Raw genomic sequence first — 22810 nt, forward strand, 5'->3', positions numbered from 1 at the left:
ATCACATTTACATACAGGAGCCCACATGCTAATCCCTTCCTTCAATTATCCTTATCCATCTATATTAGAATTATACCCTTACGGTATAGATGATAACCTTGCATCACAACTTACAGAAAAATGGGAAAGAGCTTTTGTCTCATTCCATGCGCCAAAACCAAATAGCAGAAAAGAAACACTTACAATGGGCAGTGGCTTTCTGATGCTATTAGGTGGCAATCCTTTTATAGTTACAGCAAGTCACGTCATTGATGATTTAAAAGACCTTGATAGCCGATATTTTAGAGTTGAAGATAAAGTATATCCTTTTGAGAAAGTTTCTGTTTTTTTCAATTCCGAACAAGACTATGCCTTCATTGAACTCCCAAAGGAAATGCTTACCTCTGAAAAAGGTTTTATATTTTTCACCGATAGCCCCCGAACTGATCTCATCCCCACTTCTTCCATGATAATTTCTGGTTTCCCCTCATCGAAAAACAAAATCCATAAAGACAGACCAGGCAAAGGCTTGCAGCGATTTAATTTCGTGCACCATCATTTTGAATACAACACTCTAAATGAAGAACTTCATTTCCCATTCGATTCAAGGCAAGGGAAAGGAACGCCTGTAAGGACAGAACCTGCCAGCACTTTCTCATCAGTACCATTACTGGAAGGAATGAGTGGTGCACCGGTGTTACAAATAATGCAGAATATTCATACTGAAGCGTTGACACTCCGTGTCGTAGGGATATTTAAGGAGCATAGATCTAAAACTGAGAAATGTTTAGTGGCCTCAACTTTCATTCACTTTGCGGAAGAAACAAATAACATTCTCGATATTAAAAGCCCCTACGAATGAAAAAATCCGATTCAACGAATGTAGATATACTGTTGAACCCCTATTTACTTTCCGCATTAAAAACACAGCAGCAAAATTTAGAAGCCCCCGCAGATGCGGGGGATGTATTAATATTCCGGAGGCGCAGGCCAACTGATAGCGTCCACATCAGAGATAGTCATTACATCCAGTATATCAAGATAATCCAGCCACAAGTTGTACTGCGCCAGCTCGTCACCCTTCAGCCTGCCGATCGCTGCTTTACCGGGCCACTGCTTACTGTTCATGTAATCATTGGCCTGAGCAATAAGCACCTGTCTAAATTTTTCCGCTTCGGCGATAAGGTCCTCTTTGCTCTTTGATGGCGCATCAATCCAGAAAGGTATACCGTTAGCATCGGAGCGTCTTATTTTCCCCTCTGGCGGTATTCCTGAATATTCAAAATAAATTTCGTCACTTACACCGACAGGATCGCCAGGCCATGATGACGCCTTTTCATAATCCGCCCGCAAAGCAACAGGATAAAATAGATTACTGGTCGGGCTATAAGCGTAATTACATGTTTTATCCATAGTTTTATCTCCCGTACGCGATAAATCCATAATCGGCAATTGCGTTTGTCATTGATGAGTTATAAAGCGTGATCTGATTTTTCCCGGTCCATTTAACCCCCACGCCAGCAATAAAGCCGGGAGCCAGTGCGCCTGTATAAGGCACTACGGCAAGAATGCCGGAAGGGAACGGGAAAGGGAGTTCAATCACTTTTGCTTCCCCCGCGACCAGCCCACCAGTATTCCCGCCAACCCATTGCCGGATTAAGCCAGAAGGTTCTTTGGCATAGCCACTAAGTGACAACTGGGCATCAAATGCGGACATATCAGGGATCTGGTGTGTACCCGTGCCAACATCCCGTTTAGCGGCTTCTCCCAATTGGAGGTATTCGAGAAGCCCTGAAATGCTTTTCCCACTGAGATTTGTCAGCGTGGCATCAAGTGGCTGTTTTCCCGCCAGCGCGTTCATCACTGTTGTCGCAAAGTTAGGATCATTCCCCAGCGCAGCAGCCAGTTCATTCAGTGTATCAAGCGCCGCTGGTGACGAACCAACCAACCCAGCAAGGGCGGCTTTCACAAATGCTGTAGTCGCAATCTGCGTATTGTTCGTCGACTGAGCTGCAGTGGGAGCCGTGGGCGCTCCACTCAGGGCCGGACTTGCCAGCGGTGCTTTCAGTGCCAGAGCATTGTTAATGGTGGTACCAAAATTCGGGTCATTATTGATAGCTGCTGCGATTTCTTTCAGCGTATCCAGCGTTGCAGGTGCCCCACCAATCAGGGCAAGAATAGCAGCCTGCACAAAGGCCGTGTTTGCAAGCTGTGTGGAATTATTGCCTGCCGCCGCCGTCGGCGCTTTTGGCGTGCCGGTGAGTGTCGGACTGTCTTTTGGTGCATACTGCGAATGAGGATCAACAGCAGCAAGATGCTTTGCCATCAGGTCATCCACATACACCTTAAGCTCCAGCACCTTGTCATCCACATATTTGCGGGTTGCCAGAACCACAGCAGCGTCAATTTTCAGTGTGACGTTATCGGTGCTGCTGGTAATCAGTACCATACGCACGGTCTGCGTGCGTCCGCTGCCCTCCGCCAGTTTCGGCTTGTAGCTCTCCGGGCAGTTTCCCACAGCAATCAGTGCGCCGGTTTCATCAAACAGGCCGACTTCACGGATCCACCACCCGCCCTCATTTTCCGGGATCACCTGCTCAGCAATAATCTGGCTGCTGTTCTGCGGGTCGATATACAGCATATTCAGCGCTCCGCGGCGCTCCTCAGCCACTAATGCGGTCTGTTGCGCGTTCGGTGTGGGCAGCACACCGCCACCGCTACCCACCGCCATATGGGTAATTTTCAACGGGACACCGAGCGCGGCGGCGCTTGCCAGTTTCGCCGCGCCGATATCCGTCAGCAGGGTGTAAAATTTTGCGCTCATGGGTTCACTCTCATCGTGTCGATAACATGGACCGCTCCGCCCTCATAAGCGGTGCCGCCGGAAATAATGGTTTCGTTGATATACGGGTAGATCGTGATTTCTTCGCCGGTGTAGGTGGCTGCGCCCACAAAATACGACCCGCTGGTCTGCAGGTTGATGGACATGCCGATCAGATGGCGGCTGCACGGTTTGGCGTCACCGATGAGGCGCTCCAGCTCCAGATAGATTTCTTCTGTTATGCCCTGATCCTGCACGCCAATGTCCAGGCGAAACGTCCCCGCCGTTTCGCCTGTCTGCCACCACTCAATGATGCGGATCAGAAAGCCAAACGGCTCCACCACGCGCCGTACGGCGCTGGTTGTCCCCTTGTGCTGATGGATATAGAAAGCATCCTGCACCACCCGACGCTTAACGCTCTCCGTCCAGCTTTCGTCCCAGCGGTCAACAGAAAACGCCCACGCCAGATACGGCAGAAACCTGACCGGACACGTTGACGGATTCCACAAATCACGCAGCGGCACCTGCAGATCGGAAACTCCGCTGCAGCTTTGCGCCAGTCGGCGCTCAAGCGGCGACGAACCGGGCGGCAGCAGGCTATTCATCCGTGCCCCCGTTGGTTACACTCCATTCCGTACAGGACGCTGCCTGCGTCTTATCCAGCACCACATCATCCATCGGGGACGCCAGCTCCACACGCTGGACACCCTCAACGTGCAGCGCGGCATAAATAGCGCTGCGGCGGATATCACGGCCCAGCCGCGTCTGACTGGCGATGTATTTCTGCAGGCTGGCTTTTGCCGCCGCCATCACCGGCTCAGCCTCCGGCCCCGGATACAGGAAGATCGTTGCGTCCACGCTGTACGGAATAATTTCAGCGCTGCGCACCGTCAGGCGGTCTGCCACCGGGCGAACCTTTTCACTGTTAAGCGCCTGTTCAACCACTGCCAGCAGGTCAGCCCCTGCCGTACCATCACCCTCACGGCTCAGTACGGTAAGCACCACCTCAGCCGGTGCAGGACTGGTTGCGCTGGCATCAGCCACGCGCCCGTCGGCACTTCTGGCGTGGAACTCATAGGCTCCCGTCGGTCCTGCAACGGACAACCCCTCAAATGCTGCAGGAATGCGCTGGCGTAATGCTTCATCACTTTCCATCACTGCGGCGACCGGCGGCACCGCGTCATTATCGGCAGGGACTACCGTCAGGCGCTTCACGTTGCAGTTACCTGCCAGTTGTTCAAGGTCATTTCCCATGGAATAGGCCACCATGACCGCCTGCGCAGCCTCATTAATACGCTGGCGCAGCAGGATTTCTCGGTAAGTATTTTCCTGCAGCAGTTTGGTGACGGGTTCTGACTCCAGCGCTAACGTGCGCATAACGGCTTCCTGTTCATCAGCCGGATGGAGAGCCACAAAGGCGGCCTTGCGTTCTGCCAGCAATGCCTCAAAGTCCGGCACGTCCACAATCTGCGGCGGCGGTAGCCGGGAAAGGTCAATGACTGCCATTGTCTGCTCCTGTTGATACGGAAAGGGAAACCGGTGCGCCGTTATTGCCGTGTCCGGTAAGTTCAACCGCCATAGAGCCGTCAAAATTACCGTTGATAGTGATGGAGTCCAGCGTAATGCGCGGTTCCCAGCGGTTCAGCGCCACATAGACCGCAGACATAATCTGCAGGCGCAGCGCCGGGTTCTGCGGCTGGTCAATCAGGGCAGACAGCAGGGAGCCATATTCCCGGCGGGCAAGACGGCTGCCCTGCGGCGTCAGCAGAATATCCCGCACCGACTGGCGCAGATGGTCTGTATCTACAATGGCCTGCCCGTCATTCCTGCTCATACCGATATACAACGTCATACCGGTCCCCCCGTGTTGTCGCCGCCTTTCAGAACACCAGTATGCTCATGGTCATCAACTACGATCCCGCAGGAAATCATCGCGCCACCGCCTTGAGTGACGCCACCATTGATCACCACCTCGCTGTTAATGCGCGTGGTGTCAGCCTCCACCACAAACTCACTGGTTTTGTAGGTGACGCTGTCTGATGCCTCGATCACCATGGATTTGATGCCCCTGACATACCATCGTCCGGTGGCGGGTTCATACTCAAACCATCCCCCGTCCGGGTACTCCGTCACGCAGCCGTCCACGGAATCCGACGGCGGCGGAAACTGATTCGAGTAGATGGCAGGCAGCACAAATGCGGTTTCCAGATTGCCACCCATACTCAGCACCACCACCTGCTCATCCGGCGACGGACACCACCATGTACGGGCACCACCGGCGCGCAGCGTCAGCCAGTTAATCCAGTTGGTTTCAAGCTCGCCCACTTTCACCCGGCACAGCCATTTCTTCCGATCCACTTCGGTCACGATGCCGGTGCGGATCAGATTGGTGATAAGGCGCATGATTTCTGTGAGTTGTGCGTTCATCTTCGTATGATGACAAAGCAGGATTTTTTATCATCTTTGTGGCACTGTATTGTTATTGATACAATCAGATACTCATAAGGAGATGAATTAAATGATTTTTTCCGCTCGTTACTTGGTCGAATTGCCTTATGTACTTAACATTCCTGATGGAGTGTATGATTTTTTATTCGAAGACACCCTTTTGCATATAACTGTAAACAATGACTTTTACGCACTATACGTTGATGCAGCACTCTTCCCTCAAACTCTTCTTATAGGCACCCGAGAACAACTACAACCGAACCTCATAGCAGGTAGAGGCATTATGAAATGCCGGACAATCGTTACTCTGGCTAGCACTTATGAATGTGAAACTCTTGATGAAATATCTAGAGATGAATTCATAAACTCGGTACGAAGCCAAATAAGAACAACAGATAGCATTCCATCAGAAGAAGATGCTGAGAAATTCTTAGCTTCTATAAGCCAGACAGAAGTTGATAATAAAATAGAACTTGAACGAATTAAAAAAACTGCCCGAACAATATTTCCACCAACACAATGTGAAGAATGCATAGGTATAATAAATCACTTTATAAAACATTATAGAGTTATGTTTAAAGATCCCTTTGCCGATGAAATATCTCTTTATCAAGTTGGCTCTGGCTTTACAAATGGTGTTCTTCAAGAACATTATTACAATGGTAACAAGGTAAGTGCTGCACCTATGGTTGGATTGATCCCACCGTTGATGAGAAGTAGTTGGTTTAACCACAACGAAGAACTTGTAGAACATTTTAAAAACAAGTTAATGATAGGACACTTTAATGAACATCCAGAATTGTTAATACTAAGAGCAACAAACCTTATGCATAAAGGTGCATTAAGATCTGCTGTAATCGAGGCTTCGGCAGGACTTGAAAGTTATGTTCTTAAACTTCTGCTAGATGCTTTAACTACGAAGGGACATAACGAGGAAGAAACTAAAAAATTACTAAGTGACAATTGGAAGTTCGATGACAGGTGCAAAAAGCTCTTTAAATACTGTTTCAATGCCTCCATTCCTGAAATAGCGAAACTTGAATGGCAAATAGCAAGCAAAAACAGAAAAGAACTCCGAGATAAAATCGCACATACATCTCATGAACCAACCGAAAATGAAACCAAGAATTTTATCAGCAGCATCACTTTATTAGTTGAAAAAATAGAAAACCACTTTAAAACGACAATAAAAACTAAGGGGCGAGAAGTTTTATAATGCAATCTTTAATAATTTCATGCTCAATAGTAAACAGACCAAGTAACTGTCGTTTCGCATATTTAACGCTAACGCCATTACGGTTGACCCGATCTCGTAGACCATAGTGATGCACCCGCGCCATCCGCTGCACCTTCCCCTCAAACTGCACGCTGGCTGAGTCCGCGCTGGCTGCAGTTTTCAGGTATTTCGCCGTGCGCAGCTTCGAAAACATCTGGCGTTTGATGCGCCCCTTTTTGGTTCGGGCCGTAACTTTTCGCGGCTCGTATCCGCTGCCATCAGGATTACGCTGCAGCCGAATATTGTTTTGCTGGTTCCGGCGTAATTCCTGCGCCAGTTCGCGCATCATACGGTTGCGTGCAGCAGGCTCCAGATTCGCCAACAGCGCTGTCAGCCACTCATCCACTTTATGCAGGTTATCCACGTTTCACCGTCCACATTTCTTCTGGCTCGTCGGGTTCCGGCTCAGCTTCGACCATTGATATACCGCCGTCAGTGCTGACCAGTACACGCTCCGTCAATTGCAGATTCAGACTGATATCGCATACATCATTGCGCAGAATATCCACTTCAAAGGTGAACAGTTTTTCGCGCAGCTCCGGGTTGTTGATGGCGTCCGCCTGATTTTCGCTGAGCCACAGCAACACGGGAGCCATCAGCAGATTCTGGTCGCCGCTGAAATCCTCGATCACAACGTTCAGGGTGTAGCGGTATTCCCATGACATAGAGCTGGCACCGGTTGCCACCAGTGAGCCGTTATCAACGAAAAGGTGCAGCTTATCCGGGTTGTTGCGGACATACGCCACTGCTTTATTCAGGGCGCTGCGCAGGGACTGCGGTTTGTTCACTGTTTCGCTCCTGACACGCAACTATCGTGTCGACTTTGTCAGCACAGACCGCCCAGGCGGCCTCTGTTTCATCCAGCGCCGCATTCAGATCACCGTTACTGCGCGGCGCTGACCTTTCCAGGCGGCACTGCGTCACTCTGGGACAGCCATTCACGGTAAGCTGCACCTCCGGCAAGGGCCGGACGTTCACGCAGCCTGATAATGTCAGCAGGCAAAGGAGTGTCAGCCCAGCGGCGCAAATCCTCGTTTTCACGTTTCAGTTCCTCGATCCGGCGCTGGCGGCCTCGCAACAGTGCGGTGGTCTGTTCCGCTGCCGCATAAAGCCGAGTCTGCTCCCGGCTGTTGGTTTCGGTCAGAATGGACAGGCCGATCAACTGACTGTTTTTCTTCGTCAGTTCCTGCGTTTTGTTTTTCAGCGCCGTGCCCTGCGTCTCAATGATGTGACTGGCATTGTTAAGCCGCCACGACTGCCAGCCCAGCGCCGCAATAGCCAGCGCCAGCCCTACTACCAATGCGCGTGTCACGCTCCAGTTCCTTTTAAGCACCAGGCCATTTCCCGCGCGCGGCGGTTCTCCAGACCTTTATTTTTCACACCGTTAACGTAAATCCAGCGCGGTAGCTGGTTGCATGCCTGCCACCACTGCTGGCGATTGATATATGACACCATGGTTGACCTGCAGATCGTGCCGGTCCCCACATTGAAACCAATACTCACCAGCGCATCGTAGACATGCTGCGGGGGCTTAACCGTCAGGCAGGCATCCAGCCTTTTTTCAGTCAGTAGTACATTGTTTATTAACCCCTGCGCCGCCTGCCGTTCCGTGATAGCTTTCCCCGGCACCACACCGGACGTATTACCGATCCCGTCAGTCCAGACGCCCGCGCTGCACTGATAAGGCTGCAGGCGGCATCCCTCGTAATCGGCGATCAGTTTCAGCCCCTCAACGGAAGTTTTGAGCGACTGAAAACCGGGCAGCGTGGCGGCGATAGCCAGCACAGCCCCGACAAGACAGCGCTTAACGATTGAAGGATTCATATTCCCCCCGTGAAATTTTGCCATCGCGCAGCAACCTGAAAGACTGGTGTTTGTAGTACCAGTTGATAGCCAGCATCAGCACACCAATCAGTACGCCTCCAACCGTTGATGCATCCTTGAGTGACAGATCGCCCAGCCATGCCAGCAGCACGGCGATGCAGTAAGTAATAAAGGCGCTGATTCGTTCAAGCGTCATAATTCAGTCCCATAGCTGGACGGTCTGCCCCGTGGTTGACGCCGTAATGTCCGGCAGTTCCACCTGCAGCCCGTGCGGTAAAAATGGGCCGTACTCTGCCAGCCCGGATTTGCCTTCAGAACCTGCTCAGTGACCCCCTGCGTACGCCCGTAATGACGCCAGCAAAGCGCGTCCACCGTGTCATACTGATGCGCACGCACTTTCATCAGATAAGCTCCACCGTACAGTGCGGCGCATCCTGCACCCGGCTGATGGCCCAGCGGGCATCACGCCACAGATCGCCGCTGGCCTCCGCCAGCTCCTCCCCCCGTTTCACACCTGATGCCGTGGCGTCATAGTCCTGATAACGCTCATTGAGCACAGCGCGCGTCCAGCAAAAAACGGCGTTATGGTAGTGCCGGATACGCTCGCTTTTACCATCCAGCATGTCCGCCGGAACCTCAGCCAGTGCCCGGTAGCCCAGCAACTGCTGGCGGTTGCGGAAGTCGTACAGCTCAGCGTTAACCTCAGAAATAGCCGTCAGCACAACCTGCTTTAAACGCGGCTGCGTCACCGTGCCGTCAGTTCGCATCACACTGCGAAATTCCGACAGGTCCACATCAGGCCAGAACGGCGTATTTTTGATGACCTCCGCCTGCTCCGGTGCCTGTTCGGGCGCAACAAACTTCATGCGGCTTTCTCCTGAATAAGTGGGCGGTGGACGGAATTTTGATGTGGCAGTGCCTTTCGCCATCCCGTGCCGCCCGTGCGCGGGGCACGTTCGTTAGCGGCTGTCATTGCGCAGTCTGCGCTCCAGCTGCTGCTTTTCTTTTTTCACACCGCAGCGGGGATCAAGCTGCAGCGCATGGGTAAGGTGATTCAGGGCAGACGCCGGGTTGCTTTCGCTCAGTACAGCGCCGATGGCTTTATGCAGGCGCGCCCGCGACTGGTCCGGCATATCAAGATCGGTGGTCAGGTCCAGCGTCTGCAGCAGCAGATCAGCATCAAAACCGGCAGCGGCAAGCAGAGCGCTTTGCGCCGCGTCTGCCATTTCTTCTGCCAGCACGGTCTGCACGTTACGGTTGCCCAGCGGCATCACCCAGCCATGGAGCAATGCATGGCGTCCGATTTCCAGCGCACCGGCAAAATCACCGGCGTCGATACGCCACAGCATCACGTACATCAGCACGTCATCCTGCTGCGCACCTCCGGCAGCTAGCACGCCCTCCGCCCAGGCGGAATATTTCGGCAGCAGTTCCACCTTGATTTCCGCCTTTTTCACCGTGGACTGAACGCCCTTGAGGCGGCGGCGGTCTTCTGCCAGCTGCAGCAGCATCAGGTCATAACCCGACGCATGGCGAACACTGCCGCCCTCACGGGCGGCCTGTTCGGCCTGAATGCGCAGGCGGTGTTGCCGTGCGGGACTCAGGCTCATGCGTTACTCTCCGTTTCCTGTTTCTACTGCAGGCGGGGTGAAATCACCGATTTCGATGTTTTCAACCAGCGCCGCGCAGCGGTAGTCCTCGACCACATACGCCTCGTTGACGGATTCAAAGTTTTCAATCCGGTCACGTTTCGGGTTATCGATAACAGAACGGCGGCGGGTGTCTTCCTGCCAGTAGATCGACAGGTTATCCAGACGGATGATCAGCAGGGCATTCGCCGGGAAGAAAGGCGCGCGCACAGCCTGCAGGCCGCCCATGCGTTTCTGGCTGATGATCAGATCGGCGGCGATTTTCTCGCTGTTGTCCTGCTCTTTGTTGACCAGCGGGAAATACTTGTCGGACAGCAGTTCACGACCGCAGACGACAACCAGCTCGTCATCATCCTGATACTCCACATCGATCAGCTCATTGACGGTATCCATCACCACCGCGTCAAGATTTAGATACTTACCTCCCGGACCTACTTTTACCGGCTCCGCCGTAGTGGTGCCGTCTTCTGCGGTTTTGCTACCCATGACATGATCCGGCGCGTCTTCACGGATTTTCTGCAGCCAGCCTTTATTGACGTCCTGCAGCAGCGGGTTTTCAGCACGGTTGGACGTTTTGGCACGCATCACGCCGTTGAAGCCGATCATGATGCGGTCCAGCGCCTGACGCTTGACGATGGCGTTGCGGATACGCACCTGGAAGTCCTGGAACTTGGCCCACAGGTCCAGTTTTGCGTAGGTCAGCACCGTATCAAAGTTGGTCTGTTCGCATTTGTATTCCACGTCTTCCATCAGCGTCGGATCGGTAGGCTCGCGCTCTTTGGTGGTGGTATCGGTGGTTCCGGCAATGGTGCTGCCAACGCCCAGCCCCAGCAACTGCCCTGACTGCTCAGTGACCGGCGTGATGTTAATCAGCGTCAGGAAAGCGGCGGACTGCTGGATCTGGTCTTCCAGCGTCTGCTGCACGGACGGCTCCACGGTAAACTTGCTGGAGAGTTCTTCAACCTCCACACCGTTCAGGCGCGCCAGTTGCTGCAGGTAAGCGTTAAAGGCAAAGCGGGTTTTCTTTTTCATCGGGTTTTATGCTCCATCAGCAATTGGTCAGGGTGCCTGCCGGTGCGTCACCGCCCGGCGCGCGCTGGCGGTAATCCTTGCGGCTGTCTTCACGGCTCAGCTGCTGCTGTAACTCGGCAAAGGCGGTCTGCTGTTTCTGCAGGGAGGACTCCAGCTCAGAAAGGCGCTGGTCCTGATCGGACAGGGATTTGTCAGTGCGCTCGCTCAGGAGCTGCTGCTCAGTAGCGATCAGCTCCACGGCTTTATGCACATCAGAGAAGCGCGCATCGTCGGTCTGTTCTTTTTTGGTGAACAGCGCGGTGACGCGGGCAAAGAGGGACGGCTTTTCGTCCTGGGCTTCTTCCAGTTCGATCTGCGTTTCTTCGGCAGCGGTAAAAAGGTTTTCAGGATTCTGCTTACGGTTTGCCAGCGGGTTATGTGCGGCACTGGCGCTGAATGCCAGCATTTCGGTGCCGAGACTTGCCGGATCATCTGTTGCAGCCAGTCCCACAAGATAGGCTTTACCGGTGTCAGCAAACTTCGGGCTGACCTCCATGGAGGTAAACAGCTTCTGGCCTTTTTTCACCAGTGCCACCAGGGAGTCCGTCGGCTCAACATCGGCGTAAAGTGCCATCTTGCCCGCCAGCGGACCGTCCTGGATTTCTTCCGCAACCAGCGCCGTCACTTTGCCGTAACGGTTGAAGGCACTGTCCGGGGAATAAGACTTGATGTGCTCAAGGTTAATCAGCGCGGTATAGACCGTCGGGTTGTAGCTGGCAGCCATCTGTTCCAGCCATTCACGCTGGATCTCGCGCCCGTCAGTGGTGGCACCTTCCACCCCGATACGGAAACGCTTTGCTTTCACTGTCATGAGCCGTGCTCCGTTAGAAATAACTTACTGGAGTCTTATGTTTGCGGTGATGGGGGGAGTGAGACAACGCGCTGTATTTGTACGGTAAACCACACAAACCGCAGCCGGGGAAAGCCTCCATCCAAGGCCGTATGTTTGGGCCATGAACACGACACTGACCCCCGCAGACCTCGATCCCCGTCGGCAGGCCATGCTGCTGTACTTTCAGGGATACAGCGTAGCCCGCATTGCTGAAATGCTGGGCGAAAAAGTTGCAACCGTTCACAGCTGGAAAAAACGCGACAAGTGGGGCGACTATGGGCCGCTGGATCAGATGCAGCTCACCACCGCCGCACGTTACTGCCAGCTCATCATGAAGGAGCAGAAAGAAGGGAAAGACTTCAAGGAAATTGACCTGTTGGCGCGCCAGTCAGAGCGCCACGCCCGGATCGGCAAATTTAACGACGGCGGGAACGAAGCAGATTTAAACCCGAAAGTAGCCAACCGTAACAAAGGTCCGCGCAGGCAGCCGGAAAAGAACGTTTTCACCGACGAACAGATCGAAAAGCTGGAAGAAATCTTCCACGCCTCTATGTTCGACTATCAGCGTCACTGGTTTGAAGCAGGAAAAACAAACCGCATCCGCAATCTGCTCAAGTCACGCCAGATTGGTGCCACGTTTTATTTTGCCCGTGAAGCATTGATTGACGCTCTGCTGACCGGACGCAACCAGATTTTCCTTTCTGCCAGTAAGGCACAGGCGCACGTGTTTAAGCAGTACATCATCGACTTTGCCAAAGAAGTTGAGGTGGAGCTGAAAGGCGATCCCATGGTGCTACCCAATGGCGCTGCATTGTACTTCCTCGGCACCAACGCCCGTACGGCGCAAAGCTACCACGGCAACCTGTACCTTGATGAATATTTCTGGATACCGAAATTCCAGGAGCTGCGCAAGGTTGCCTCCGGGATGGCCATTCACAAGAAATGGCGACAAACCTACTTTTCCACGCCGTCCAGCCTGACCCACAGTGCGTATCCGTTCTGGTCCGGTGCGCTGTTTAACCGAGGCCGCGCCAAAGCGGACAAGGTGGATATTGACCTGACCCACAGCAACCTTGCGCGCGGCCTGCTCTGCCCTGACGGACAGTACCGCCAGATCGTCACCGTGGAGGATGCGGTGCGCGGTGGCTGTAACCTGTTCGACCTCGACCAGCTGCGCATGGAGTACAGCCCGGACGAATACCAGAACCTTCTTATGTGCGAATTTATTGACGATCTGGCGTCAGTATTCCCGCTCAGCGAGCTGCAGGCGTGCATGGTGGACAGCTGGGAAGTCTGGACCGATTTCCAGGCACTGGCGCTGCGCCCGTTTGGCTGGCGGGAAGTCTGGATCGGTTACGACCCGGCGAAAGGTACGCAGAACGGTGACAGCGCAGGCTGCGTGGTTATGGCGCCACCCACTGTACCTGGCGGCAAGTTCCGCATTCTGGAGCGTCATCAGTGGCGCGGGATGGACTTCCGCGCCCAGGCTGATGCCATCAAAAAGCTGACGCAGCAGTACAACGTGACTTATATCGGCATCGACTCGACCGGCGTCGGGCACGGTGTTTATGAGAACGTAAAAGCGTTCTTTCCTGCCGTGCGGGAGTTTGTCTACAACCCCAACGTCAAAAACGCCCTGGTACTCAAGGCGTACGACATTATCAGCCACCGCCGTCTGGAGTTTGACGCCGGGCACACCGACATTGCGCAGTCCTTTATGGCTATCCGCCGGGCCACTACAGCCAGCGGCAACCGCCCAACCTACGAAGCCAGCCGCAGCGAAGAAGCCAGCCACGCAGATTTGGCCTGGGCAACGATGCACGCACTGTTTAACGAACCGCTGCAGGGCGAATCCGCCAATACCAGCAATATTGTGGAGATTTTTTGATGAGCAAACGTAAGAAAAACCGCGCTGCCGCTGAGCACAACGTACAACACAAAAGCGGTGTATCTGCAGAGGCATTCAGCTTTGGCGATCCCATTCCGGTACTGGACCGCCGCGAGCTGCTGGATTATGTGGAGTGTGTGCAGATGGATCGCTGGTATGAACCGCCGGTCAGCTTTGACGGGCTGGCGCGAACCTATCGTGCCGCCGTGCATCACAGCTCGCCGATTGCCGTCAAACGCAACATTCTGACCAGCACATTTATCCCGCATCCACTCCTGAGCCAGCAGGCGTTCAGCCGCTTTGTGCAGGACTATCTGGTATTCGGTAACGCCTATCTGGAGAAGCGTACCAACCGGCTCGGCGGTATTCTGTCGCTGGAGCCATCGCTGGCGAAATACACCCGCCGCGGCGTGGATCTGGATACCTACTGGTTTGTGCAATACGGCATGACCACGCAGCCCTACGAGTTTACCAAAGGCAGCATCTTTCACCTGATGGAACCAGATCTGAACCAAGAGATTTACGGTCTGCCGGAGTACCTGTCCGCTATCCCGTCCGCCCTGCTGAACGAGTCCGCCACGCTGTTCCGCCGCAAGTATTACATCAACGGCAGTCATGCGGGTTTCATCATGTACATGACCGATGCGGCGCAGAATCAGGAGGACGTGAACAACATCCGCCAAGCCATGAAAAGCGCAAAGGGACCCGGCAACTTCCGCAACCTCTTTATGTACTCACCCAACGGGAAAAAAGACGGTAACCAAATCATTCCGCTGTCAGAAGTTGCGGCAAAGGATGAGTTTCTGAATATCAAGAACGTGAGCCGCGATGACATGATGGCGGCACATCGAGTGCCGCCGCAGATGATGGGAATTATGCCGAATAATGTGGGGGGGTTTGGGGATGTGGAGAAGGCTAGTAAGGTTTTTGTTCGGAATGAACTTATACCACTGCAAGAACGCTTGTTAGAGTTGAATGACTGGCTAGGTGGTTTAGTAGTTCAGTTCCGGAGTTATAATATAGGATAAATATTTATTGTACTGGGCCTCAAAGGGCCCAATCATTTAAAACTGCAACTCTGCCCTAATGCCTGGAAATTTTTTCATTAATCTTAAATCAGTTAAAATATGCCAACGCCAAAAAACAGAAAATTGATAGGATACATCACACATCGGCCTTAATTTATCCTTAGCCTCTTGAATTTCAACCTCAGTACTTCGAGCACTAACGAGCTTTATCCTCAAACCAGTAAAGTAATACAATTCTTCGTGTAACTTCTCCATAAGATTTACTTTTGTAATTCCTCTTAAACCAGTACTTGAAGAGTTGAAACATTTATCAAGCAACTCAACAGTGTTTAATACTTTTCTACTAGCTCTTTTTCTTCGCGGATATACTTGGACACCATTAGTTATTGCATTCCCTGCTAAATGTACAATCTCGTTGAAAACATCGAAATCAGTCTTTGTGCAATCAACCAAATTCTCATGGGTATCACTTTTGATACTATTGCATCGACTACAGGCCCAAAACAGATTGTTCCAGCTATATTTAAGATTATCATCATCTCGATGTGGAATGAAATGTTCTATTTCAGGATCCATAAGTTCATTTTGTTCACAGAGATAGCATTTTCCATGAAAAATAGTTACCAACGCATCAACGACAGTTCTATGATTATATACACCTCTCGATAAACATTGAGGTGCGGGGACACTTCTAATAACATTAAACATCTTGTTCCCCCTCGATATAATCTAGATATTTGCTTTTAGCGAGCATGAGGGCAGCTTTCGATGTTTTATCAAGAAAATCATTATGTTTCTGTAGAGAATCAATAATAAAGTTAAACCTATCATTAAAGCAATTATCTTCCGCCAACACCATCAACTCTTTGACCATTGAGTTCAATTTATCAGATGAAATATCCTCTCCCAACATACCTTTAATTATTGAACTGTATGAGTACAATGATAAATCACCCATTGCATCTAATGTAGAAAGATTAAATACAATAGCATCAGATACTGACTGAATTACAAAAGGGGAATGTGTTGATACGATAAACTGCATATTTGGAAATGAAGATGCAAAAAAACTAAACACTTTCTTTTGTAAAGTAACGTGAAGATGCGCATCAATTTCGTCAATAAGGACTATTCCTTTCATTTCATGCTTATTGATTTTATCCAACTCAGCTTTAATTAATAAATCGGTATAAATAGAGAGAATTGATGAAAAACCGGAGGATAATTGGTCTAACCCAAATGGTTCTTTATTTTCTTGCAAAAGAAAAATCTTTAATTTATCAAAATCAAAATCCATTCTGATGGAGTCATCTTCAAAAAGTGATTTTAGATCATTATTTATACTTTCTATAATATTGAAAATTCTCTCATGGTCATCATCTTTGCCTACACCTTTACTGACAAGTGCGTAATTCCACAGCGTGACTATATATCTTTCAAAATACATCCCCGCATCAATTTTTGAATTATTTTTCTGAGCTGTATCATATTCACTCAAAAGAAGTTCAAGGCTACTAATTTTACCATCATTTTTTATCTTTGCCTCTCTTATTGCCGGAAATAATCTAACAATGGATTTTTTTTCTCTTGCTGATATTCTGAAATCAATTAAATCATTAAAAGTGATATTGAATTCACTAAATTCATTTAACCTAACTTTTAATTTTTCTGTTTCCGTTACAAAATGATTATAATTCCCTTGACCTTTATTAGTCATTTTTACATTACGTTCGTAATTTTCCAAATCAATTTTAGTTTGTTCTATAGTATAAGGATTATGCGATTTAACTGACGTTTCTATAAATGAATATATCCTCTCAATTAATTTAGTTTTACCTGAGCCATTATTGCCTGCAATTATTAAATTTTTACCTTCAAGTTTCAGGTTGTAAGGTTCGTCATTTCTTTTAAACAAAATGTTTTCAATATAATGCCGCATTATTCTTCATCCCATTATTCAATTTAGTCCATAATATGCCATTACTAAAAAACTTTCACTAGCTTTACGTTATCCTTATTGGCGCGCGCTCGTATCCCCGCCACGCCTGCCCGCATTATGTAGTGGTTATCATGCGCCTGCATGACATAAGCAAAAGCCCGCCATTCCTAGCGGGCCTTAGCTAAAACGATCCTCAAACGATCATGCGGATTCATGCGGCATAGTCATGCAATGACTGCTGCTTGCCATTACAGACCAGCTCGGTGCGTACAGTTGTTCAAGTATCTAGTTAAATTTCGCGAAGATAGCAGCCATGTTTGCATACTCCAGAGCACATAATGTCCCACGTTGGTAATGCAGTCTAGGCACTGATATGCTGAAGCTCAAGCCTAAATACAGTCCCCCAAGCTCGGTCACAGACGTAAGCAGCTGAGCCATCTGGTAGGAATCTTATACAGCTTGGTTCTTGGAAACCAGCGATTAGCGGGGTTGCAAAGCGGCTATACCCACCTTGTTTTTCAATTCGTTTTATTACACCAGAACCTTTTTCAACGACGTACAGATCGCCATCGATTGGATCGAAAATAATGCCAAGAGGACCAGTGAGAGCCCAAGCGAATCTTTGTTCTCTAAAATCCTCATATGTCCCACCCTTTGTTACATCAAATATAGCGCCAAGGGCGTAGTGAGAAAAAAATATACCCGAACCACCACCAGAGCCTCCCCAACTCCCCCCACACCCAGCCAAATGTGGATAAGGCTCAGATTGAACAACAACAGGGAAATTTGAAACAAATATATCTGCCTTATCAAAGCTCCTGCCTTTCACTATTCTACTAATACCTGCCATCCTATTATTAGAAAATGTAGTATAGAGTTCTTTCTGATGTTCAAAAACACCGTATGGATTAGAGTGCTGACTAGCAATTGTCGTAACAGATGCGGCAGCAGAGCTTCGACTTAATGAAATTTCTTTTATTTCACCACGACCTGAGTCTGCAACTATTAGCGTTCCATCACTTAGCGGATGAATTCCACTAGGATTCACAAGTGAGTCTAGCACTAGTGATTTTCCCGAAACTTGGTCCCCGCGCAGTGACGTTACTTCATGAATACAGCCTCCTCCAAATTCACTTACAAATACTCTTCCTTCACTTGTAATTCCCATATGGCTAGGGAGGCGAAGTCCACGTGCGGCATGAGTTACACTTTTAACTATGTAAGGCATAATATCTCCTATTACACTAAGTTATATTAGTTCATAAGGAATTACAATTACACTAATTAAGTTAGGATTATCTGCGGCAGACATTACATAATATATATCATGTTCATACATTCTTTCGCTATCATGTGAAAGAAATTATGAACCACATTGAATTACACACAATAATGGAAAAAGGCGATTAATTATAAAGAGGTAATAAAAAACGATTAGAGAAAGAGATGTTAACTGGAAACCATTCATCAATGCCCTCTATCCTAACTATTGATAGTTAAAAGAGCAGCTACTGAGAGAATATATCATTTATATCGTTGTTCAACCTTGCTGACGTCAGAATCAAGTTCTCACGCCAGCAACGTTCCTGCTACTAACTGGGAAGATCCATGGAGCGGCCGTATTCATGAGCACGAATCTTTGCCATCAGCTCATCCGTCAACTCAGAAACCCACTGGATAGCCAGCTGCTTTTCTTCATCGTCACACTCACTAGCCGCTACAAGCTTGATAAAAAAATCAATGCGCTGGAGCTTTAACGACTCCAAGAAATAGTCCTGCATCTTCCCTCCTATCGATACTACTGCATAAATAACTGTATATATATACAGTATAGAAGAAATTTCTGATTGTAAAATGCTTTTTTAGCTTTCAGTCAGTCATGTGGAGGTCACGATTCTGCACTTTTCGGACGATACTCACGAATACCACTGCCGCCACTTGTCATCCTCCTGCAGACGTTGATTCTGGTAAAACAGGCGCAGCCCGGCTCCAGATGGAATGCTGCCGCCACGCAGAAGCAGATCCACCTCTGTTTCACTCGCATCAAAGCCTCTGGACCTCAGCTCAGCGTCGAGCTGCTGGCGCTGATGACCGTTAATTTCCTGCTTGTACCCTTTTCGACGCTTTGGTTTTACCAGCCTCAACCGGGCAGTCAGCTCCCGGCGTTCCTTAGCGCTCAAATTATGGAGATCAGGCAGCGCCTCCAGCTCACTGGTTAAAGGTAATTCGCCACCTGATTGGTTCAAATTTTCAACAGGGGGACAGTTATTGCCACGAGTCCAAGGGGCGCAAGCGCCCTGGTCGGCTGTCGCCTCCTGAACGTCAACGGCCTTACGAACCTTTTTCCACTTCATCGCGTGCGTGCAAATCTTGCCCTCTACAATCGGGGACCAGATGCCATAGATACGGATACCGTGATCGCCGTAGGCGCTCGGTTCGTCGTTAAGCTCATAAGCCGTGCGGACAAGGTGATGTTTGCGGGGAACCAGTACACCGCCCTGCTTCATGATGTAGGTAGCAAAGCAGCCCGCATCAGCTGCTGCCAGCACCGCATCCAGACGCGGGTTATTCAGTACCGGCGCACCCACTTTGTGCTCGCCCTGCGCTCTCGCGACCTGACCAGCCAGCAAGCGCAACTCGCGATATGCCTGACGCCCCGGAATACCAAAGAAACGGAACTGCTGAACTCGGTGCAGCGACGCCCAGGCGGTGACGTGCTCGGCGCTGTCACGCAGTGACCGGCCTGTTTCTTTGCTGATCTCTTTAGCCAGCCCACGCCCGTCGATATTCTTACTGATGTATTTGGCAATGTAGCTGGTCGGCGTCCCCTTACGCGGGTTGATTAGCTCAGACTTAAAACGCGGTCCCGTATTGTTGCCCAGCTCCTCGCGGTCTTCACGTATGGAAAACTTACGCAGCAGCGCAGTGATGGAGCGGCGGTCTTTTTTGCGCATAAAACACAGCAGATGCCAGTGCACGGTGCCATCATGATGTGGCTCTGCAACGCGGACGCCGTACCAGCGCAGCCCGGCTTTGTGCATGGCCTTGCGGAAAGCGGCGAATGTATCAACCAGATAGTCACTGCTCTGCCGGACCGTGGCGCTGGTCCATTTCGGATTAGGTCTGCCGTTGTTGAGGGTTGCGTGGAAGCGTGACGGGCAGGTGATGGTATAGAACACTGCGCAGTCTCCACGCATTTCCGCGATCAGCTCCAGCCCTTTAACACAGGCCATCATTTCATTACGGCGGTGCGCCGGGTTGCTGTTGCTGGCGTTCACCACATCTTCCATATCCAGCGTGTCACCGTCTTCGTTGACCAGTTCATGCGAGCGGAAGAACTCCAACGATTTGCGACGCTGCTCGCGTTTGTGTATCACGGCTTCATAGCTGACATACGGGGACGCTTTCTTGTTGACCAGGCAGACGGCGCGCAGCTGCTCCTCCCGCCACTCGCAGCGCATCTGCCACAATTTGCGATACCACCAGTCCGCGCACAGCATGCGCGCCAGCGACGGTGGGATAAGTTCATAAGGCACCGGCTTGCGGCGGCGCTTTTTGCGGCGCAACCTCTCAAAGGCAGGCGGGATGACCTCAAGGCGCATGGCTTCTGCAGCAACCCTTTCCCATGCCTGGCGGATTTCTTCTGGTTTAACATCGTCACTGACAAACAGATCACCGCAAGCCGCATCAAGACACATGCTCATATGTGCCGCAACCAGCGTGGAAAGGCGCTTGACCTGCTCCTGATTCATTTCAAGCAGTACCAGCAGCCCCTCCAGCCCGTCCTGGCTCGCCATGAACCGGAAAGACGCAGACACCTGGCTGTCACGCACGCGCTCCAGCCGCTCAAGACAAGGCCTGATTGTTTCGCGCAGATAGCGGGAGTAAGCTTTAGCCTTGCCCAGGCTATGGAAGTATTTAATCCGCTCCAGCAGAGGCTTGCTGATATGGGCAGGCATGGCGCTTACATCGGCAATAATCACTAAATCGGGATTAACGCGCTGCTGTTCGCGGGCCATTTTGGCATGGCTAATTAGCTGATCCTGCTCTATTTCACGCTGGACAGGATCACGGGATTCATTAAAGAAATAGCGTTCCCAAACCTCATCACTCAACACCTCACGGCGCAGTTGCTCCTGCTCGTTATCCGCAGCGTACAGAGTGATCAGGTTTGAAAGTGCAGACACCGGCGCAACGTCCGCCGGTTCCAGATACGGGTTAACCGCTTTTTTTGGGGTATTCCATGGAAAGGCCACGGCGGTCACAGTCGGACCGCCTTTATCTTTTAGTAGCTCAGACATCACTGGAAGACTCCGAAGCTCACAAAGCACCTCGGGTGTAGTGCATCCCTTTCAGCTCTGCTATTTCCTGACAGGTGACGCAGAGATCACAGCCCGGCACTGCAGCACGGCGCTGTTCCGGGATGACGATTCCGCAACACTCACACTCCAGAGAAGAAGCCCCAGTCTTTCGGCTGCGAGCAGTTTGGATATGGCGCTGACGTTCTTCTTCAACGCGCTGTTGTACGAGATCCATTGAATCAGCCATCAGTGCCAGTCCCCCCTAGATTCCGCTTCACAGCGCGCAGCTTCGCGGCGCAGTAGCTCTGCTGCCTCCACCCCGTTCATTTCCTTCTGCAGAATATGAATCGCCAACGCTTCCATTCGGATTGAAACGGCTAAAGCACGATCCTTGCGCTCATCTATACGCGCCTCAGTTAGCAGCAGATTGAGGCCTGCATCATCTGGTCCGGTCTTGGTGATACGTGTTTCAATATTTCGCATAGTTATGTCTCCTGAATTTGGGCAAAGGAATGCCCGGCGGGTTTACGCCATTAATTTCTGTTGTGGATTAATTCGGCATGGTTAGCCGTTTTGGAAATAAGCTCACCACTGCACGAAAATGATTCATTGCTTTAATCAGTTCCCGCTTTTCGTCAGTAGTCAGATCACTAATATTGACGCTATGACGTTCTGCTGGAATTTTTGCCATATAAAATATGGCTGCCAGTGCCCTCTCATTCTGTTTATTGTTAACATCCCTTTGGTTGCGCATATCTTCAATAAACCTTTCAAGCTCCGACTCAATATTCAGGCCGAACACTTTTGCACGTAGTTCTGCAATATGGTTCAGTCCGTCCAGGCGTTTGCCGGGGCTTAGTGGAACAGTTGCCGCCGAGCCATCAATAGCCATTATCCCCTCCTATCTCGTCGTACATATACCTATTTAAAGTTGTGCCGGGAATTTTTTCACACGCCCGGCGCGTGCCTTGGTGGTAGACTATTTGTGCCAACAATCATCTACCCCTCGAAGGAGAAATCTGATGTCAGACTCTGACAACTTCCATGTATTGCCTCGTCCTGCCCCTGCACCTAAGCCAGAACCGGGGCAAGATAAAAAATAGGAATCCGGCATGACTAAACAAAGCTCCGAATATTTCCAGTTGCATTACTGCTATTACCTTGAGGCAATGACGGCAACGCTTCACGGTAGGGCTGACAAATTGATGACAGCTATCCAGCTTATTAGCGGTACTGCAGTATTTGCCGATACAGGATTGGAATGGTTGTTCGCTTTGCCCGTTGTTGTAATCGCAACAATTCAACTTGTGTGGCAACCCGCAATTATTTCCGAGCGTGCTACCGTACAAAGCCGCCAGTACGGGGAATTGCTTTATGCTGGGGATGAACTGACCCCGGAACTGATCGCACAAAAATTGAAAACGCTGCATCACTCTGATTCCGCACCTTTCGGTTCTTTGTTAAATCCAGCCTACAAAAGAGCTGCTATTGCATGTGGTCTGCCTGATGACACTAAACTCAGCTTCCAGGAAAAGCTTTTCGCCTGGTTTGCAGGATGCCTGCCACGTTAATACTTAGACGTTGTAGCAATCTCTTTTTACCTATACCCCGGACAGCCTGCTGCCGGGGAGACAGTTCAATACACGGATGCCACTTTTTTCCGTCAGGTAAGTGAATCCAGCCGTGACCGTAATGCATTGCCGGGCTTTGCCTAACCAGCAGTGATGCGAATGAAGGTTCGTCATTCAGCATAA

30 protein-coding genes and 1 pseudogene are annotated in these 22810 nt (G+C 50.6%); 5 read left to right on the plus strand and 26 right to left on the minus strand.

Going from position 1 to position 22810, the window contains the following annotated elements; translation table 11 throughout:
- Positions 1-25 precede the first annotated feature (25 nt).
- On the plus strand, positions 26-841 hold the full coding sequence (locus tag OGY04_RS10725; RefSeq protein ID WP_267452222.1) for a S1 family peptidase: 816 nt from the start codon (positions 26-28) through the stop codon (positions 839-841).
- A 107-nt stretch (positions 842-948) separates the two neighbouring features.
- Here OGY04_RS10725 and OGY04_RS10730 read toward each other — a convergent pair whose 3' ends face one another.
- Genes OGY04_RS10730 through OGY04_RS10755 form a run of 6 tightly spaced genes read right to left on the minus strand, consistent with a single transcriptional unit; the run spans position 949 to position 5227 of the window.
- Positions 949-1392, minus strand: a complete 444-nt coding sequence (locus tag OGY04_RS10730) for a tail fiber assembly protein (RefSeq protein ID WP_286585264.1) — start codon at positions 1390-1392, stop codon at positions 949-951.
- Between the two features lie 4 nt (positions 1393-1396).
- Positions 1397-2803, minus strand: coding sequence for a phage tail protein (locus tag OGY04_RS10735; protein WP_286585265.1), 1407 nt, complete (start codon positions 2801-2803; stop codon positions 1397-1399).
- The gene (locus OGY04_RS10740) at positions 2800-3405 is read right to left on the minus strand and encodes a phage tail protein I (protein ID WP_286585266.1); all 606 of its coding nucleotides are present in this window, start codon (positions 3403-3405) and stop codon (positions 2800-2802) included. The genes OGY04_RS10735 and OGY04_RS10740 overlap by 4 nt, the downstream gene beginning before the upstream one ends.
- Positions 3398-4306 (minus strand): baseplate assembly protein, encoded by a 909-nt coding sequence (locus OGY04_RS10745; RefSeq protein WP_286585267.1) that lies wholly within the window; start codon positions 4304-4306, stop codon positions 3398-3400. The genes OGY04_RS10740 and OGY04_RS10745 overlap by 8 nt, the downstream gene beginning before the upstream one ends.
- Entirely contained in the window at positions 4293-4652 is a 360-nt protein-coding gene (locus OGY04_RS10750; RefSeq protein ID WP_286585268.1) for a GPW/gp25 family protein, read from the minus strand. The genes OGY04_RS10745 and OGY04_RS10750 overlap by 14 nt, the downstream gene beginning before the upstream one ends.
- Positions 4649-5227, minus strand: coding sequence for a phage baseplate assembly protein V (locus OGY04_RS10755; protein WP_286585269.1), 579 nt, complete (start codon positions 5225-5227; stop codon positions 4649-4651). The genes OGY04_RS10750 and OGY04_RS10755 overlap by 4 nt, the downstream gene beginning before the upstream one ends.
- 91 nt (positions 5228-5318) lie before the next feature.
- Between OGY04_RS10755 and OGY04_RS10760 the strand changes: the two genes are divergently transcribed.
- A complete protein-coding gene (locus OGY04_RS10760; protein ID WP_286585270.1) occupies positions 5319-6464 on the plus strand; it encodes a hypothetical protein in 1146 nt (381 codons plus the stop codon).
- Here the strand turns inward: OGY04_RS10760 and OGY04_RS10765 are convergent.
- The 11 genes and pseudogenes from OGY04_RS10765 to OGY04_RS10815 all read right to left on the minus strand — a co-directional run bounded on the left by OGY04_RS10765 (position 6442) and on the right by OGY04_RS10815 (position 11879).
- Positions 6442-6888 (minus strand): phage virion morphogenesis protein, encoded by a 447-nt coding sequence (locus OGY04_RS10765; protein ID WP_286585271.1) that lies wholly within the window; start codon positions 6886-6888, stop codon positions 6442-6444. The two genes, OGY04_RS10760 and OGY04_RS10765, sit on opposite strands and share 23 nt — an antisense overlap.
- Positions 6881-7312, minus strand: a complete 432-nt coding sequence (locus tag OGY04_RS10770; protein ID WP_286585272.1) for a phage tail protein — start codon at positions 7310-7312, stop codon at positions 6881-6883. Before OGY04_RS10770 ends, OGY04_RS10765 begins: the two co-directional genes overlap by 8 nt.
- On the minus strand, positions 7275-7523 hold the full coding sequence (gene lysC / locus OGY04_RS10775) for an Rz1-like lysis system protein LysC (protein ID WP_237441275.1): 249 nt from the start codon (positions 7521-7523) through the stop codon (positions 7275-7277). The genes OGY04_RS10770 and lysC overlap by 38 nt, the downstream gene beginning before the upstream one ends.
- The gene (lysB, locus tag OGY04_RS10780; RefSeq protein ID WP_286585273.1) at positions 7408-7836 is read right to left on the minus strand and encodes an Rz-like lysis system protein LysB; all 429 of its coding nucleotides are present in this window, start codon (positions 7834-7836) and stop codon (positions 7408-7410) included. Before lysB ends, lysC begins: the two co-directional genes overlap by 116 nt.
- On the minus strand, positions 7833-8348 hold the full coding sequence (locus OGY04_RS10785) for a lysozyme (protein ID WP_286585274.1): 516 nt from the start codon (positions 8346-8348) through the stop codon (positions 7833-7835). Before OGY04_RS10785 ends, lysB begins: the two co-directional genes overlap by 4 nt.
- Entirely contained in the window at positions 8329-8544 is a 216-nt protein-coding gene (locus OGY04_RS10790; RefSeq protein ID WP_001397650.1) for an HP1 family phage holin, read from the minus strand. The genes OGY04_RS10785 and OGY04_RS10790 overlap by 20 nt, the downstream gene beginning before the upstream one ends.
- 42 nt (positions 8545-8586) lie before the next feature.
- A pseudogene (locus OGY04_RS10795) lies at positions 8587-8750 on the minus strand (tail protein X); the annotation flags it as partial.
- The gene (locus OGY04_RS10800; protein ID WP_096756074.1) at positions 8750-9214 is read right to left on the minus strand and encodes a head completion/stabilization protein; all 465 of its coding nucleotides are present in this window, start codon (positions 9212-9214) and stop codon (positions 8750-8752) included. The gene OGY04_RS10800 and the pseudogene OGY04_RS10795, both read right to left, overlap by 1 nt.
- A 93-nt stretch (positions 9215-9307) precedes the next feature.
- Positions 9308-9958 carry a phage terminase small subunit gene (gene gpM / locus OGY04_RS10805; protein WP_286585276.1) on the minus strand — a complete coding sequence of 217 codons (651 nt, stop codon included), beginning with the start codon at positions 9956-9958 and terminating at the stop codon, positions 9308-9310.
- Between the two features lie 3 nt (positions 9959-9961).
- Positions 9962-11029, minus strand: a complete 1068-nt coding sequence (locus OGY04_RS10810; RefSeq protein ID WP_286585277.1) for a phage major capsid protein, P2 family — start codon at positions 11027-11029, stop codon at positions 9962-9964.
- 16 nt (positions 11030-11045) lie between these two features.
- Positions 11046-11879, minus strand: a complete 834-nt coding sequence (locus OGY04_RS10815; protein ID WP_286585278.1) for a GPO family capsid scaffolding protein — start codon at positions 11877-11879, stop codon at positions 11046-11048.
- A gap of 142 nt (positions 11880-12021) precedes the next feature.
- On the opposite strand from OGY04_RS10815, the gene OGY04_RS10820 reads away from it, so the two are divergent.
- Complete coding sequence (locus OGY04_RS10820; protein WP_286585279.1) at positions 12022-13788, plus strand: terminase ATPase subunit family protein; 1767 nt, start codon at positions 12022-12024, stop codon at positions 13786-13788.
- Positions 13788-14816: a phage portal protein gene (locus OGY04_RS10825; RefSeq protein WP_286585280.1), complete on the plus strand. Its 1029-nt coding sequence runs from the start codon at positions 13788-13790 to the stop codon at positions 14814-14816. Before OGY04_RS10820 ends, OGY04_RS10825 begins: the two co-directional genes overlap by 1 nt.
- Positions 14817-14852: 36 nt before the next feature.
- On the opposite strand, the gene OGY04_RS10830 is transcribed toward OGY04_RS10825, so the two are convergent.
- From OGY04_RS10830 to OGY04_RS10865, 8 genes are all read right to left on the minus strand, one after another.
- Positions 14853-15524, minus strand: coding sequence for an HNH endonuclease (locus OGY04_RS10830; protein WP_286585281.1), 672 nt, complete (start codon positions 15522-15524; stop codon positions 14853-14855).
- Positions 15517-16755 carry an AAA family ATPase gene (locus OGY04_RS10835; protein WP_286585282.1) on the minus strand — a complete coding sequence of 413 codons (1239 nt, stop codon included), beginning with the start codon at positions 16753-16755 and terminating at the stop codon, positions 15517-15519. The genes OGY04_RS10830 and OGY04_RS10835 overlap by 8 nt, the downstream gene beginning before the upstream one ends.
- Positions 16756-17116: 361 nt before the next feature.
- Complete coding sequence (locus OGY04_RS10840) at positions 17117-17983, minus strand: hypothetical protein (RefSeq protein ID WP_241176991.1); 867 nt, start codon at positions 17981-17983, stop codon at positions 17117-17119.
- 364 nt (positions 17984-18347) lie between these two features.
- Positions 18348-18536 carry a hypothetical protein gene (locus OGY04_RS10845; protein ID WP_024906464.1) on the minus strand — a complete coding sequence of 63 codons (189 nt, stop codon included), beginning with the start codon at positions 18534-18536 and terminating at the stop codon, positions 18348-18350.
- A gap of 135 nt (positions 18537-18671) precedes the next feature.
- Positions 18672-21056, minus strand: a complete 2385-nt coding sequence (locus tag OGY04_RS10850; RefSeq protein WP_286585283.1) for a replication endonuclease — start codon at positions 21054-21056, stop codon at positions 18672-18674.
- Positions 21057-21075: 19 nt separating this feature from the next.
- A complete protein-coding gene (locus OGY04_RS10855; RefSeq protein ID WP_080625500.1) occupies positions 21076-21303 on the minus strand; it encodes a TraR/DksA family transcriptional regulator in 228 nt (75 codons plus the stop codon).
- Positions 21303-21539 carry a DUF2732 family protein gene (locus tag OGY04_RS10860; protein WP_137366245.1) on the minus strand — a complete coding sequence of 79 codons (237 nt, stop codon included), beginning with the start codon at positions 21537-21539 and terminating at the stop codon, positions 21303-21305. Before OGY04_RS10860 ends, OGY04_RS10855 begins: the two co-directional genes overlap by 1 nt.
- A gap of 67 nt (positions 21540-21606) precedes the next feature.
- Entirely contained in the window at positions 21607-21948 is a 342-nt protein-coding gene (locus tag OGY04_RS10865) for a DUF5347 domain-containing protein (protein WP_200060582.1), read from the minus strand.
- A 220-nt stretch (positions 21949-22168) separates the two neighbouring features.
- On the opposite strand from OGY04_RS10865, the gene OGY04_RS10870 reads away from it, so the two are divergent.
- The gene (locus OGY04_RS10870; protein ID WP_286585284.1) at positions 22169-22627 is read left to right on the plus strand and encodes a hypothetical protein; all 459 of its coding nucleotides are present in this window, start codon (positions 22169-22171) and stop codon (positions 22625-22627) included.
- On the opposite strand, the gene OGY04_RS10875 is transcribed toward OGY04_RS10870, so the two are convergent.
- Positions 22575-22808, minus strand: coding sequence for a phage filamentation protein Fil family protein (locus OGY04_RS10875; protein WP_286585285.1), 234 nt, complete (start codon positions 22806-22808; stop codon positions 22575-22577). The genes OGY04_RS10870 and OGY04_RS10875 overlap by 53 nt on opposite strands.
- Positions 22809-22810 lie beyond the last annotated feature (2 nt).

Origin of the sequence: Citrobacter sp. Cpo091 (genome assembly GCF_030332645.1) — a bacterium.
In the GTDB taxonomy this organism is placed as follows: domain Bacteria; phylum Pseudomonadota; class Gammaproteobacteria; order Enterobacterales; family Enterobacteriaceae; genus Citrobacter; species Citrobacter portucalensis.